The organism is Giesbergeria sinuosa (assembly GCF_042652905.1).
GTDB lineage: Bacteria > Pseudomonadota > Gammaproteobacteria > Burkholderiales > Burkholderiaceae_C > Simplicispira > Simplicispira sinuosa.
Genome location: NZ_JBHSHJ010000002.1, coordinates 1 through 12,975, shown reverse-complemented (window position 1 = coordinate 12,975; position 12,975 = coordinate 1). Strand labels below are relative to the sequence as shown.

Here is a 12,975-nt window from a genome sequence, read left to right as displayed (position 1 = left end):
CACACCAGCAAAGTAAAAAACGCCTGAGCTAGCACGCTAACCCAGGCGTTTTAGTGAATCACAAGGGCGTGAACTTACTTGCGCAAACCCAACTTGGCGATGAGTGCCACATAGCGATCACTGTCTTTGGCCTTGAGGTAATCCAGCAGCTTGCGGCGACGGCTCACCATGCGCAACAGACCACGACGACCGTGGTGGTCTTTGGCATGTGTCTTGAAGTGGGGAGTCAGCTCGTTGATACGAGCCGTCAACAGTGCTACTTGCACTTCAGGACTACCAGTGTCATTGGCAGAACGTGCATTGGCCTTGACGACTTCGGCCTTGATAGAAGATGCGATCATTTGGGATTTTCCTAGATTGCGAACAATTTCATTGCAGAAAATTGTTGCGGGTTGACTTGCGCCGGCCACTGGAAGGGACACCGGCGTGCGTTCTACAACGCGTAGAACTTTGCGATTGTAGCAAATACTGCTATGGTGTGTCCATAGTCAACCACTTAACACTAGGAGTTCGACTTGGGCAGCATATCTCTTTTCGGCATACGGATTCGCACCACCAATGTCTCTTCAGTGATGGGCATGTTGCTGTGGGCTGCTTGTATCGTTTTTTTAGGAACGCCCACAGAGGCTAGTGCCACACGACGCAGTGCAAATGATGTCACCAACGTTACGACACGGCATCAAAACACCTCACTGCAACGCCAGCATGTTTATGTACGCCATATTCGCAATCCAGCCGAAGAAGGTCGTAGAGAACGGGATCAACGCTTACGGCGCGAATGCCGAGGCAGACCTAATGCAGGTGCCTGTCTCGGCTATACAAAATAAAACTGTCATGACTTGAATGAGCAACATGACAGTGGGATGCCCCCTTAACGCCAACACTCCTCAACAGTAGCGCCCGTACCTGTAATACTACGCGCTCCTACGCTATTGATTCTCAGGGTTCCGCATTTGTCAGTCGCCATAAAGCCACCACTGCGTGGCACGGCCTCCAAAGTATAAGCAGAGCGGGTTAAAGTATTGGCCTGAAATCCAATATTATAGTTTTGGGTTCCAGATGCAGCTCCTTTAGGGGCCACCGCCATGACGCTTGGAATAGCCACTGCTTGTGGAGTGGCTGCGTTGGTTTGGTCATAACGATCATTCTGCGAATAAAACCGTTGCATGAACTGCGCCACTTCCAACAATTGGGCGCGCGCTTCAGCACGTCGTGATTTTTGAAGAGAGCTTTGATAACTGGGGTAGGCTACAGCAGCAAGAATAGCCACAATAACCACCACAATCATCAACTCAATCAATGTAAACCCTTGGTACTGGGATAGAGATTTTTTATTTTTCATAACTGATCTTTTAATTATTGAGGAGCCACAACTATACGATTCCAATAGCGACGTGCAGTGTTTGGCTCTCCTTTGAATTTTCTTACCTTATCACCCGTACCAAGAATCAAACCATCGTCCTTGCCTTGCACACGAACAGTTGTCGCAGGCCCGTCTCCTTCGAGTTTTACCGCCAATGCATTTGGATTGTCTGATACGGTCAGGGAGCCATCACCGTTGGTGTCAAAAGTTGGCTGAGTACCTGTACCACTCATGAACGGATCTAGGCTGAACATATAGCGGTAAGCACTTGCAGCCAAGCAAGAATCCACCGACTCTGTGGGAGTAACCGATTGCACCAACATTCTACCCAAAATCAACTCAGGGTCATCAATGACACGCTGGCGAGATTGCATTTGTAGTGGAATTCGCCATCCACGCTTAGTTGCATAATCAACCGGCGTGACGGTCAATCGCCAGAATTCCCCACCAGTGGTACCCGTCAGGGCGGCAGTTCCCAAAGTTTGGGTAACGATAGTAGTCGCACTGGTCACACGATCTGTGGCCACACTAGAAACATTACCTACTTTTACCTTATCCCAAATACCGTAAATACCACGCACTTGGGTGTTACCCACATCGCCGTCTGCATGCAACTGACCAGTACCAAACAATACCATCACACCCCCCAATGGGTGGCGCACAAAAGTGGGGGCCACTGTAATTGGCTCGACCTGACTACTGGCATTGACTGCTTGATACAGTGGGTTGCCATTGAAAGCAACTCGCCAATCTGCTTTATTGGCATAGCTGAAATCAAATTTCCACATATTGCCTTGCAAATCACCCGCATAGGCAGCAACAATGCGCATATCTTCATCTCGAACCACACGAACACCGCCCAGCCCATTGGGCGAAGTAGTAGATCCAACTCCTGTATTGATCTCTCGAATTAATGCACCAGTGAGCGCATTAATAACGAAAAGCCGTGCTGTGCCACTGGTGCTTTCATAGCCATTCCCAACAATAACGACCCAAGCTGTCTCGTTGTCAGCCACCTTCATGAAACCATGCTCAGGCCGGTTTAGTACATGACCTAACTCACCAAATCCAGTGCTGCTACTGTTAATTTCCCACAATATATCTGTAGCACCTGGTGCAGATTGAGACTTGGTGAGGGCTGCAGGAGGAGTACTAGAGTCGTTGGCCCAGAAGGGTACTGGAACATTGATAGCAAAGAGATTTTTTGCCCCTGCACCACTACCACCCACAATTAAGTTGCGCCATTTACTATTGGTCGTATCGTAGACATCAGCCTCTGCAAAGGGGCCATCCACATAATAACGATGACTATAATCTGGCAAGGAGAGTTGCTTCAAATTGCCCATCAACGAAGCTGGAACAAAAGCGAATGTCTCCTGACCATTGTCATCTGCAAAAGCATGGAGCATGCCATCATTGGCCCCAACAAACAACTGTGCTTGACGTAGCTTTTTTGCAGCCAAATGCCGCCGGTAACTTCTGCTAGCAGCGTTCCCCAAGAATTCGTATTGCATATCCAGCAAACTACCTACCAACACAGGAGTAGAGTTGACAATATCGCCCAAAGGTGCCCCAGCACCTGTAGATTTACTACGCGAACGGTAGGTAGTTCCCTCTCCTACTGCGTTGCCACGTAAATAGCTGACGAGCCCCTCACCACCGGTGGTGGCACCGTACAGGCTGGTTTTCATACTATCACTCAAATTAACCCACTCAAAGGCTACGCCCTTGGTTGTGGCACTGGCATTATAGGTAAATATATTTCTATTGGTGGGTGTTGGCATGGCCGATGCGGCAGACCAAGCCACTCCGGTTTCGGCTCCATTTTGATTAATATTGATAGCCCGAACATCGCCACTCCAAGCAGAAGAGGAGAAGGTCGGCTCGTATTTCTTTGTACTACTGGCTGTAGAGATGGTTTTTTGCGATACTGCAACCCCAGCTTCACTACCATTAACAAAACCAATTTCATCAATAATAGAAGTGAGTGCGCTCGCATATTCTGCACTGCTTCTAGCACTCAATGACCTGCCCCGACTATTTACAGCAGCATGCCAGAGGTCATCAATTGTTGCTGAACCACCGGAACTTGGGTCTGGCCAAGATTTGGTTCCACTCTTGAGGGCAGGAAGATCTTCAGGATTTTGCAAGGAACCTTCAAGGCCAAAAGCAATGGTGTAATTGACCATATGCTGCCAAAATGCAGGATTCTCATACCCTGCCTTAGCAACTGGAGTCACTGCATTAGCCAAATCCGAACGCAAGTCTTTTTTCCAGTAATACATGGCCACATCTGCCAAGGTATCACTATTAGAATCAGAGTATGGATTTGCTGGACTGTATCTGTAAGATTGCGAATTAGGCCCAGTAATCGTTTCACCAGCAGCATTATCTACATTACCTGTCGCCACAGTAGCGCCCGTACTATTCCACATACCATCTGTCATTAATATATGAAAAGAGCGACGGCAAGCAGAATGGGCTGTCGTGTCTTCCGTGCCTGGCACAGCACCCCACGGCCCTTTATTGTCTGATCGAGAAAAATACTGACCTACATCGTCCATAGCTCGCCGAAGGGGCGTATTACCACTGGGCTCCGTCCGTGCAAACAACCAATTATAAAATGCAGTTTTATCAGCTCCAGAGAATGGCCGAACACCTTTGGCTAAAGTTTTTGCATCTACACCATCAATAGAAGTGGTCGTACTATCATTAATACGTCCATAACCCACCCGATAGCTTACAGGAACTGCTGCAAATGCCTCTGCGGTACCTGCAATAGCAACCAATGCCCGTGATCGATAGTAGGTGAACCAATTGGCAAAATTCTGTATTTCTTCTGCGTAAGTACAGGTACTTCCAGCACAATCGGTTCTATTGACGCCTTTGGTAGGAAACGTTTGATCAGAAGAAATGGTAAATTTAGTATAGTGACTCGTTTGAGAACCATCTTGACTCGGGTCTTTAATGTAGTACTGTGCAATTCTCACGTTTTGATAAACACCACTACTTCCATAACAGGCACTACTACCTGTTCCGGTACACCAAACTTCTTCGATTTTTCTGACACCTTCTAAATTTTGTGTCTCCGTACTTCCTGGAGCAATAGGGGCCGCAGATGGCGTTGAATTGGCGTATCTTGTCACACCATCTTCTTTGAGCCAAGGACGGTATCTTGTATTAGGATCGTAATACAACGGATTCCAACCAGAGCGCATTTTTCTGGCAAATAAATTGGGGGATGCAGCCCGCAAAACAGTGGTTCTTATCTCACCTGTTGGTTGATCATCCCAGTCCCGGCACTCTCCATAACGCCAACGGACACAAACTCTTTCATAAACTACTTCATCTGCTGTGACATCCACATCATCATAGATGGCGACACCATCTCTATTGGTTCTGCTACTTTGTGCTGGAATAGTGCCAACATCTTTGCTGCCAGAACACAAAGAATCAGGCAGACACTCCCAACGCATGGAGCCTGAATCATCCAAGGTGAACATCAAGTTGGGTGGAACCACACTTCCTCCCGTTTGAATAGGTTTTTGCATCATGACAGAAAAACCTACGCCAGGAAAAAAGGAAAAACCCACCAACAACAAGGCTGACTTAATATGATTGATTTTCATTTTATTCCTCACGGACGAAAAATGGATTGAAGCCAATATTGACTACCGGCAATAGCCCGCCCAGAAGAGTCTTCCTCATAGTCTGGGCTAAAGCCTACTGTCGTAATCAGGTAGGGATCACTGAGGGTGACATCAGGCTCAGCACGGCGCAACCGATACAACTCGACCATGCAACGAGGTGCCTTCTTTTGCTCAGTAATTTGTGGCATGTTCTCATTTGCCAGCATCGCAATCGGTATACTAAACACATTATCGCTACTGGACGGGGGATTAGAAATAGCCCAATTGGTTTTTGTATTCCAAACCATAGGAAGCTTAGACTCTTTACGAGCAGCAGCTAACTCACTGCTCCAATCCAGCTCACTGAGGGTTTGCTCATGCACCTTGATAGTCACGCCGTTGACTGTCAAATTACCATAACGAACGCGATCTTCACAAAATCGAAGTGCAAATTCTGCCGATTGGGCAGCAATTTCACTGGATCGGATGTTTTTTGCCACCTGCTCCCCAGAAACGCTGCTGCGCATAGCATAAATTGCCACCATTGATAAAATTACCAACAGTATCAAAGATATAGCTAACACAATACCTTGTTGGTTTTTTGTTTTTTTCTGCCATTGAGGCTTGGCGACTATGTTATTCATGCGCCACCTCCTGTGGCTAAGCCACTGCGATTGCGCAAGGCAAACACACTAGAAAACGCACGCCGTGCCCGACCATCGGTCGGGGTGACAGTATTTCCTGCACAATCTATATAAGAGCCGACTGCACTCGCATCTGGTTCAGAACCCATCATCAGCAAACATATCTTTACACTAACCACTCTGGCCCAGCGGGCATCTACGTCACCAGTCAACTCATCATCAATTTGCTTGGCTGTCATGTAACGAACCACATCGGTACTGATAGCGTCCTGTGCTACGCCATAGCTGATGATCATGTTCTCTACATATTGGACTAAAGGCTGAGGGTTAAAATCTGTGCCTGCCACACCATCTACGATTCCAGCACAAGACATTTCTGTGGTGCTACTACTCGCACTGACACCCACAAAATAACGTGAATCCACCAGAAAATAATTGCGTGCGGCATCTGTTGGATCAATCGCAGAGCTTTGCTTTATCTTCACACCTTCATTCAAGCAGTTGGATGGGTAAACCACCCCAGACACAGTGACTGGACTGGTGTTCACCAGCCCATTGGCGGGATCACTTTCAAAGCGTATGGCAAAGGATGCAGCACCCGTCCCTGAGATATCTGCACAAGCCAAATCGGTAAATGCTCCTTTTTTAGTTGCATCGGTGAACCCCTTATCACACCCGCGTATGGCGGCCCCCACAAAATTGCGATCTGGTGTCGTCATTTTGACACCATTGACAATGGCCCCCCCTGGAGACACCAGCAAACGAGGGGGACTAAAGCCTGCTGTGTGCAAATCAACCCCTAACAAACTGAAGAGAATAGCAGCATCCTCGCTCATTCGAGCAACGCTGGCAGACTGCCTGCTGGTAGAAGATGTAGAAATATAAACAGTCATCAACGCAGCCAATACAGCCAGGCCGATGGTGATACTGATCATCAACTCTAACAAGGTGCGGCCACCCTGCTTAGGCATTATTGTTTGGTATGTCATAAACTTACACGAAAATACATGCAACGGGGAGCTGTGACACCTGTGGGTAAACTGGTCAGAGCGGCAGCAGGGCAATTGCTACCAGCAGCAGCAACAGCTGCATCGCTATTGCCACTGGTAGAAGTGTAGAGCAGGCTGGGGTCTACCCACATGACCCAAATATCAACGGCCATGTTTCCATTTCTTTGTACGAAAGCGGCTCCACCAGGCAGACGTCTGCGCAAAGCATTTGTCCATTCGGCGATATCAATTGCCGCTATTTCAGCCGTTGTGCAAATGGTACTGGCACAAGATGGGACAGAAACACTGGCAGATGCTCCTGTGTAAGCGGCTGTGATATTGTAACTATTGGCATTGAACGCAGTCACATTACTGCGCATACGGTCGGCGTATTCTGAGGCTAGTTGCAAACCTATGGTCTGGAATTGTGCCATTTTGTTGTATTGCAAAGAAGCGGTAGTAAGCCCACCAAGTGCTAATAAACCAAAAGACATGATGAGGATAGTGATTAAAACCTCAAGCAGAGAAGCCCCCTGCTGCTTGAGGTTTGCCACGGCAGAAATATGATTATTTTTTATCATGGTTATTGGCATACTTCTGTAGGATTATTAGTAGCCCTTGCCCGCCCTGTAAAACTGAGACACACCCTACGGCGCTGGGTAGAATCCAATGATTTGGAGTTAAAAGTAAAGCTTGAAGCCCCGCTACTTAACAAACCTGTAGAGCGAAAAACAAGTTTTCTAAAACTAATCTGCTCAACACCACCACTGTTACTCACTGGGCCTTGTACGCGCAACAGCACATCGCCTTGTGATGCTGCGTTTTGTCCATCACCATTGCGATCGAGAAAAACAATCCAACCAGTCTCCCAACCTGTACCACTGGCAGCACAAGTAGGCGTAGCGGAGCTTTCAGCATTGGCACTGCGACAAACCACCACTTCGGCCCCCCGTTTGATGGCTTCAGAACGGGCAAAAATCAATACACCCAAAAAATTATTGACTTGGCTGGAGATGGCATTGCGCTCGGCTATAGAGCGCATAGAGGGCACCCCCACCGCCAGCAAGATGGCCGTAATAGAGACCACCACGAGCGACTCCACCAGAGTGAACCCATGTAAATGTTTTTTCAGCAGCATGAGGCGAGGTTAGCAGCTCTGTTGCACATAAGGAACCACGGAAGCGACAAGCGCAGCACTTGACCGACTGAACGGTAGATACTTAGGCCATAGACTCTTTTTTGTTTTATGCCTGAATCTTTACAACCGATGGAGAGGTGCTTGGCACTGGCCCGCTCCGCCCTGATGCTCTCCAATCCCAACCCCCGCGTTGGCTGTGTGATTACCACTGCCGATGGCCAAATCCTAGGACAAGGCCATACACAACAGGCTGGTGGCCCACATGCCGAAATCATGGCACTGCGTGATGCCACTGCGGCAGGCCACGATGTACGCGGAGCCACTGCTTATGTGACGTTGGAACCTTGTGCCCACCACGGTCGAACCGGGCCTTGTTGTGATGCCTTGATTGCTGCGGGTATTGGACGGGTCGTGGCATCACTGGAAGACCCCAACCCCTTGGTGGGTGGCAAAGGCTTCGCACGGTTGCGGGCTGCTGGCGTGAACGTAGAGATAGGGCCAGGAGCCGAAGAGTCGCGGGCATTGAATATCGGTTTTTTCAGTCGCATGGTGCGCGGCACGCCTTGGGTTCGGCTGAAGGTAGCCGCCTCTTTGGATGGCACCACCGCATTGCACAATGGTGCGAGCCAATGGATTACTTCATCTATTGCCAGAGCAGATGGGCACGCTTGGCGGGCGCGGGCCTGTGCGGTGCTGACAGGCAGTGGCACAGTGCTGGCCGACAACCCACGCCTTGATGTGCGCGAACTGAGCACACCACGCCAACCGCAAGCCGTGGTGGTGGACAGCCGTTTGCAAACCCCACCCGAATCACGCCTGTTTGCAACAGCACGAGGGGTTTTGATCTATAGCAGCCTGTCTGAAGATCCCGCCTTCTTGCAACGCAAAGCAGCACTGGAAGCCTGTGGTGCCAGTGTGGTGGCCTTGCCTGGGCCTGGTGGTCAGGTGGATTTGGCAAAGATGCTGCGTCACTTGGGAGAACATGGCATCAATGAACTCCATGTAGAAGCTGGTCAACGACTCAACGGGGCACTGTTGCGGGCAGGATTGGTCGATGAGCTACTGCTGTATCTAGCACCGCTACTGCTGGGCACTGGGCGGGGCATGACCGACCTAGGGCCACTGGAAATGCTGGCACAGGGACAGCCGTTGGAGTTTGGTGCAGTAGAGCGTCTGGGAGCAGATTTACGGATACTGGCTCGTCCACCAGGGCGAGCAGATTTTTAAGCCACAATCTGCGTTATGTTTACAGGAATCATCACTGGCATGGGGCGTATCGCCGCCGTGCAATCGCTGGGCGAAGCCCCCTCCCATGGCAAGCGCCTCACCATTCAGACCCCTGCGGGTTATTTGGATGATGTGGGTCTGGGTGACAGTATCGCACTCAATGGAGCTTGTATGACTGTGACCACCCTGAACGTGGCGCAGCAGTTGTTCACCATTGATATTTCTGCAGAATCGCTGGACAAGACCACGGGGTTGGATGCCGAAGGCCCCATCAATCTAGAAAAAGCCTTGCGCGCTAATGACCGACTGGGTGGGCATTTGGTCTCAGGCCACGTAGACGGGTTGGGCATGGTCACCTTTTTTGCACAGGTGGGTGAGAGCTGGGAGCTGCGGGTGCTGGCACCCGCCGAACTGGCACGTTTTCTGGCGTACAAAGGCTCGATTGTGGTCAATGGCGTCAGCTTGACTGTCAACCGCACTACAGACCAACCCGATGGCTGTGAAATCAGCATCAATCTGATTCCACACACCGTGCAAAATACAGCATTGCAACATCTGCATGCAGGCGCTCAGGTCAATCTGGAAGTGGATTTGATTGCACGCTATGTGGCGCGCATGCTGGAGGCCGCACCCGCCATGCGCTCCTCCAGCCTGACCTGACGGCCAGTAGCATGCACTGTTAGAAAGCGTCTGGCTCCAGTGCAGTCACACTGGCTGCACCACGCACAATGCTGTCGCGCAGGCTGGTCGTCTTGACCAAGATGTGCTCGGCATAGAACTGGGCCGTAGTGATCTTGGTGCGCATGAAGGCCTCGTCTTGACCTTGGGCCAACAATTCTTGCGCTACCAACAGGCTGCGGGCCAATTGCCAGCCAGCTACCAAATTACCGGCCAGCAACAGATAAGGTACGCTGCCAGCATACGCAGCATTGGGTTGCGCTTTGGCATGTGCAAGCATGAAATCCACCACCTCGCTAAATGCTTGGCGGGCTGCTTGCAAACTCTGTGCCACGGCCAAGGCGGCGGGTGAGCCATTGTCTTGCAAATCCACTTCGGTCTGTGCAATCTGGGTGGCAATGGTCTGTGCCGTCTGGCCCCCATCGCGCACAGTTTTGCGACCTACCAGATCATTGGCTTGGATAGCGGTGGTGCCCTCATAGATGGTCAAGATGCGGGCATCACGAAAATATTGGGCAGCCCCAGTCTCTTCGATATAGCCCATGCCGCCATGCACCTGCACACCCAACGAAGTTACTTCGATGCTGGCCTCTGTGCTGTAGCCCTTGACCAAAGGCACCAAAAACTCATAAATGGCGGTGTTTTGTTGGCGAATAGCCAAGTCTGGATGGTGGTGGGCCGCATCATAGGCAGCAGCAGCCACAATGGCCAAAGCACGGCAGCCCTCGGTAGTGGCACGCATGGTCATGAGCATACGGCGCACATCAGGGTGTTGAATAATGGGCGCACTGGCCTTAATGCTGCCATCTACAGGACGACTTTGCACACGGTCGCGGGCGTACTGTACGGCCTTCTGGTAGGCACGCTCGGAAACGGCAATGCCTTGCACGCCCACAGCGTAGCGGGCCGAGTTCATCATGATGAACATGTACTCTAAGCCCCGGTTTTCCTCGCCCACTAGGTAGCCGGTAGCACCACCATGATCACCAAACTGCAATACTGCTGTGGGACTGGCCTTGATACCGAGTTTATGTTCAATGCTGACGCATTCCACATCATTGCGCGCGCCCAAAGAGCCATCGGCATTGACCAAGAACTTAGGCACTACAAACAAACTGATGCCTTTGACGCCCTCGGGTGCGCCTTGCACCCGTGCCAGCACCAAATGGACGATGTTCTCGGCCATGTCGTGTTCGCCATAGGTGATAAAGATCTTGGTGCCAAAAATCTTGTAACTGCCATCGTCCTGTGCTTGCGCACGGGTACGTACGGCAGCCAGATCAGAGCCTGCTTGGGGCTCGGTCAGGTTCATGGTGCCTGTCCATTCGCCACTGACCAGTTTTTCTAGGTAGGTGGCTTTGAGCGCATCGGAGCCAGCGGTGAGCAGGGCTTCGATCGCACCATCGGTGAGCATGGGGCACAGGGCAAAGCTCATGCTGGCACTGTGGGCCATTTCTGCACAGGCGGCACCAATCACCTTGGGCAAACCTTGGCCCCCAAAATCTGTGGGATGCTGCAAGCCTTGCCAGCCCGCCTCAGTGAATTGGCGATAGGCTTCCTTGAAGCCGGGCGAGGTGGTAACGGCCCCCTCTTGCCAACTGGAGGGGTTTTTATCGCTTTCCCAATTCAGCGGAGCGACGACACCTTCATTGAACTTAGCGCACTCCTCCAACACGGCCTGCGCAGTGTCCAGACCAGCATCTTCAAAACCGGGGATCAGGGCAATCTGTTCAAGCTGGGCCAGATGCTCCATAGCGAACAACATATCTTTGACGGGGGCGGTGTAACTCATGGCTCAATTTTTCCTATGCAACGAGAAAGGGATATCCACAAACGGGCGCTGGCAACAACCATATCAATGGCTGATCCGACCCGCTGAATTCACAATAGACAATTCGACAAAACGCGAACCTTGGTTCGCAGCAGGCTTGAAGGTGATCCAGTATCCCCCCAAGTCCAGAGAATGAATGCTGCGCAAAGCAGCGGCCACCTTGTCGGACGAAGCCCCCTTGGGCAGGCGGCGCAGAGCTTCGGCAATCACCTTGGCATTGATATAGCCTTCCATCATGGCGTAGCTGACCGGCTCTTGCAGCTTATCGCCCCGAGCCGCCACAAGATCACGAAATTCTTTATTCAAGCGCCCCGAAACCCGGTAGGGAGTGGGCACCACCTGAGAGATAGAAATGCCACTCATATGCTCTACCGAGAGACGCTTGATTAACTGCTCGATATCGGCATCAGAGTTGGCATAGATCTGCGCCGTACCACCGGCCATGCGGTAATGTTCGATAAACGCTGCCGTAGCCACGCTGGAGGCAACCACCAAGATAGCCTGCGGTTTAGCCTTGGTGATGCTATTGACAGCATCGGCTGTGCGTTGCCCTTTCGTCTCTAGCATGGCATGCACTACCAGACTCGCACCGGATGTCTTGATAGAGGCCTCCACCATATTCACGATGGCCGCAGAGCCTGGCCCATCCTCATAAAACAGGCCGAGCTTGGTGATGCCCACAGTGGCCAAGTGGCTGGCAATCTTGGCCATTTCGTCGGCCGTACTGGCCCGAACATTGAAAAACTGGGGGATTTTCCAAATACTGGGATCTACCCCGCGATAACCCACCAGACTGATCCCAGACTGCTCCAGTAAATGGCTGTCGGCTAATGCACGTAAGTTACCGTCGCCAAAATAACCGGCCAACAGCACCGGATTGGAGGCCAACAGTTTGCGGGTGAGCTTGACGGTTTCTTCTGGCTGACCACGGTCGTTTTCGGTCACCAAGGTCAATGTTTCACCCTGAATGCCTCCGACTTTGTTGAGTTCATCAAAATGCAGGCGCATTCCTTCGGCATACGCACGCGCTTGTGTGGCTTGGGTACCACTGAAAGGTGCCACCTGCCCAATCACCCAAGCAGAGGCTGGCCCCGCCCAAGTGGCAGCGCACAGAGCAGCGCCCCATACCAGTTTACGAAACGGCATCCATTCCATCATGGCTTAACTCCTTTTGACTGCTTGGGCCAAGAACACCACAAACGATGGATGAAGATCACACCGTGCTTATTATTCCTGCACCTGAAACACAAAAGGGGGCATCATGCCCCCTTTTGGCCGTTGTGACGGCTTACAACGCTTTGACCAGCTCCGGCACAGCCTGGAACAAATCTGCCTCCAACCCATAGTCGGCCACGCTAAAAATCGGCGCCTCCGGGTCTTTGTTGATCGCCACAATCACCTTGCTGTCCTTCATCCCCGCCAAATGCTGGATCGCCCCCGAGATTCCGCAGGCAATATACAGCTGGGGCGCCACAA

At 51.2% G+C, this 12,975-nt stretch carries 12 protein-coding genes; 2 read left to right on the top strand and 10 right to left on the bottom strand.

All coding sequences use genetic code 11. The features are described from left to right. Positions 1 to 74: 74 nt before the first annotated feature. The 7 genes from rpsO to ACFO6X_RS02680 form a co-directional block, all read right to left on the bottom strand. The gene (rpsO, locus tag ACFO6X_RS02710) at positions 75 to 341 is read right to left on the bottom strand and encodes a 30S ribosomal protein S15 (RefSeq protein ID WP_382429824.1); all 267 of its coding nucleotides are present in this window, start codon (positions 339 to 341) and stop codon (positions 75 to 77) included. Positions 342 to 871: 530 nt separating this feature from the next. After that, positions 872 to 1,342, bottom strand: a complete 471-nt coding sequence (locus tag ACFO6X_RS02705) for a type IV pilin protein (protein ID WP_382429822.1) — start codon at positions 1,340 to 1,342, stop codon at positions 872 to 874. A gap of 14 nt (positions 1,343 to 1,356) precedes the next feature. Further along, positions 1,357 to 4,992: a pilus assembly protein gene (locus ACFO6X_RS02700; protein WP_382429820.1), complete on the bottom strand. Its 3,636-nt coding sequence runs from the start codon at positions 4,990 to 4,992 to the stop codon at positions 1,357 to 1,359. A gap of 8 nt (positions 4,993 to 5,000) precedes the next feature. Continuing rightward, positions 5,001 to 5,636: a pilus assembly PilX family protein gene (locus ACFO6X_RS02695; RefSeq protein WP_382429818.1), complete on the bottom strand. Its 636-nt coding sequence runs from the start codon at positions 5,634 to 5,636 to the stop codon at positions 5,001 to 5,003. Beyond that, a complete protein-coding gene (locus tag ACFO6X_RS02690) occupies positions 5,633 to 6,571 on the bottom strand; it encodes a PilW family protein (protein WP_382429816.1) in 939 nt (312 codons plus the stop codon). The genes ACFO6X_RS02695 and ACFO6X_RS02690 overlap by 4 nt, the downstream gene beginning before the upstream one ends. Positions 6,572 to 6,621: 50 nt before the next feature. Next, positions 6,622 to 7,218 carry a type IV pilus modification protein PilV gene (gene pilV / locus ACFO6X_RS02685; RefSeq protein WP_382429814.1) on the bottom strand — a complete coding sequence of 199 codons (597 nt, stop codon included), beginning with the start codon at positions 7,216 to 7,218 and terminating at the stop codon, positions 6,622 to 6,624. Continuing rightward, on the bottom strand, positions 7,209 to 7,763 hold the full coding sequence (locus ACFO6X_RS02680; RefSeq protein ID WP_382429812.1) for a GspH/FimT family pseudopilin: 555 nt from the start codon (positions 7,761 to 7,763) through the stop codon (positions 7,209 to 7,211). Before ACFO6X_RS02680 ends, pilV begins: the two co-directional genes overlap by 10 nt. A 108-nt stretch (positions 7,764 to 7,871) precedes the next feature. Here ACFO6X_RS02680 and ribD point away from each other — a divergent pair, with 108 nt between their 5' ends. Further along, positions 7,872 to 8,990, top strand: coding sequence for a bifunctional diaminohydroxyphosphoribosylaminopyrimidine deaminase/5-amino-6-(5-phosphoribosylamino)uracil reductase RibD (ribD, locus tag ACFO6X_RS02675; RefSeq protein ID WP_382429810.1), 1,119 nt, complete (start codon positions 7,872 to 7,874; stop codon positions 8,988 to 8,990). Between the two features lie 15 nt (positions 8,991 to 9,005). Then, a complete protein-coding gene (locus ACFO6X_RS02670) occupies positions 9,006 to 9,650 on the top strand; it encodes a riboflavin synthase (RefSeq protein ID WP_382429808.1) in 645 nt (214 codons plus the stop codon). A gap of 19 nt (positions 9,651 to 9,669) precedes the next feature. Here the strand turns inward: ACFO6X_RS02670 and ACFO6X_RS02665 are convergent, their stop codons facing one another. The 3 genes from ACFO6X_RS02665 to ACFO6X_RS02655 form a co-directional block, all read right to left on the bottom strand. Beyond that, entirely contained in the window at positions 9,670 to 11,460 is a 1,791-nt protein-coding gene (locus tag ACFO6X_RS02665) for an acyl-CoA dehydrogenase (protein WP_382429806.1), read from the bottom strand. A 63-nt stretch (positions 11,461 to 11,523) separates the two neighbouring features. Beyond that, positions 11,524 to 12,657 (bottom strand): ABC transporter substrate-binding protein, encoded by a 1,134-nt coding sequence (locus ACFO6X_RS02660; RefSeq protein ID WP_382429803.1) that lies wholly within the window; start codon positions 12,655 to 12,657, stop codon positions 11,524 to 11,526. A 130-nt stretch (positions 12,658 to 12,787) separates the two neighbouring features. After that, the coding region (locus ACFO6X_RS02655; protein ID WP_382429801.1) for an electron transfer flavoprotein subunit alpha/FixB family protein at positions 12,788 to 12,975 on the bottom strand (188 nt) is incomplete at its 5' end.

Coding starts and splice junctions, on each gene's coding strand:
- ACFO6X_RS02670 (WP_382429808.1), top strand. CDS start 9,006: ATGTTTACAGGAATCATCACTGGCATGGGGCGTATCGCCGCCGTGCAA.
- ACFO6X_RS02690 (WP_382429816.1), bottom strand. CDS start 6,571: ATGATCAGTATCACCATCGGCCTGGCTGTATTGGCTGCGTTGATGACT.
- rpsO (WP_382429824.1), bottom strand. CDS start 341: ATGATCGCATCTTCTATCAAGGCCGAAGTCGTCAAGGCCAATGCACGT.
- ribD (WP_382429810.1), top strand. CDS start 7,872: ATGCCTGAATCTTTACAACCGATGGAGAGGTGCTTGGCACTGGCCCGC.
- pilV (WP_382429814.1), bottom strand. CDS start 7,218: ATGCCAATAACCATGATAAAAAATAATCATATTTCTGCCGTGGCAAAC.
- ACFO6X_RS02660 (WP_382429803.1), bottom strand. CDS start 12,657: ATGATGGAATGGATGCCGTTTCGTAAACTGGTATGGGGCGCTGCTCTG.
- ACFO6X_RS02665 (WP_382429806.1), bottom strand. CDS start 11,460: ATGAGTTACACCGCCCCCGTCAAAGATATGTTGTTCGCTATGGAGCAT.
- ACFO6X_RS02700 (WP_382429820.1), bottom strand. CDS start 4,992: ATGAAAATCAATCATATTAAGTCAGCCTTGTTGTTGGTGGGTTTTTCC.
- ACFO6X_RS02695 (WP_382429818.1), bottom strand. CDS start 5,636: ATGAATAACATAGTCGCCAAGCCTCAATGGCAGAAAAAAACAAAAAAC.
- ACFO6X_RS02680 (WP_382429812.1), bottom strand. CDS start 7,763: ATGCTGCTGAAAAAACATTTACATGGGTTCACTCTGGTGGAGTCGCTC.
- ACFO6X_RS02705 (WP_382429822.1), bottom strand. CDS start 1,342: ATGAAAAATAAAAAATCTCTATCCCAGTACCAAGGGTTTACATTGATT.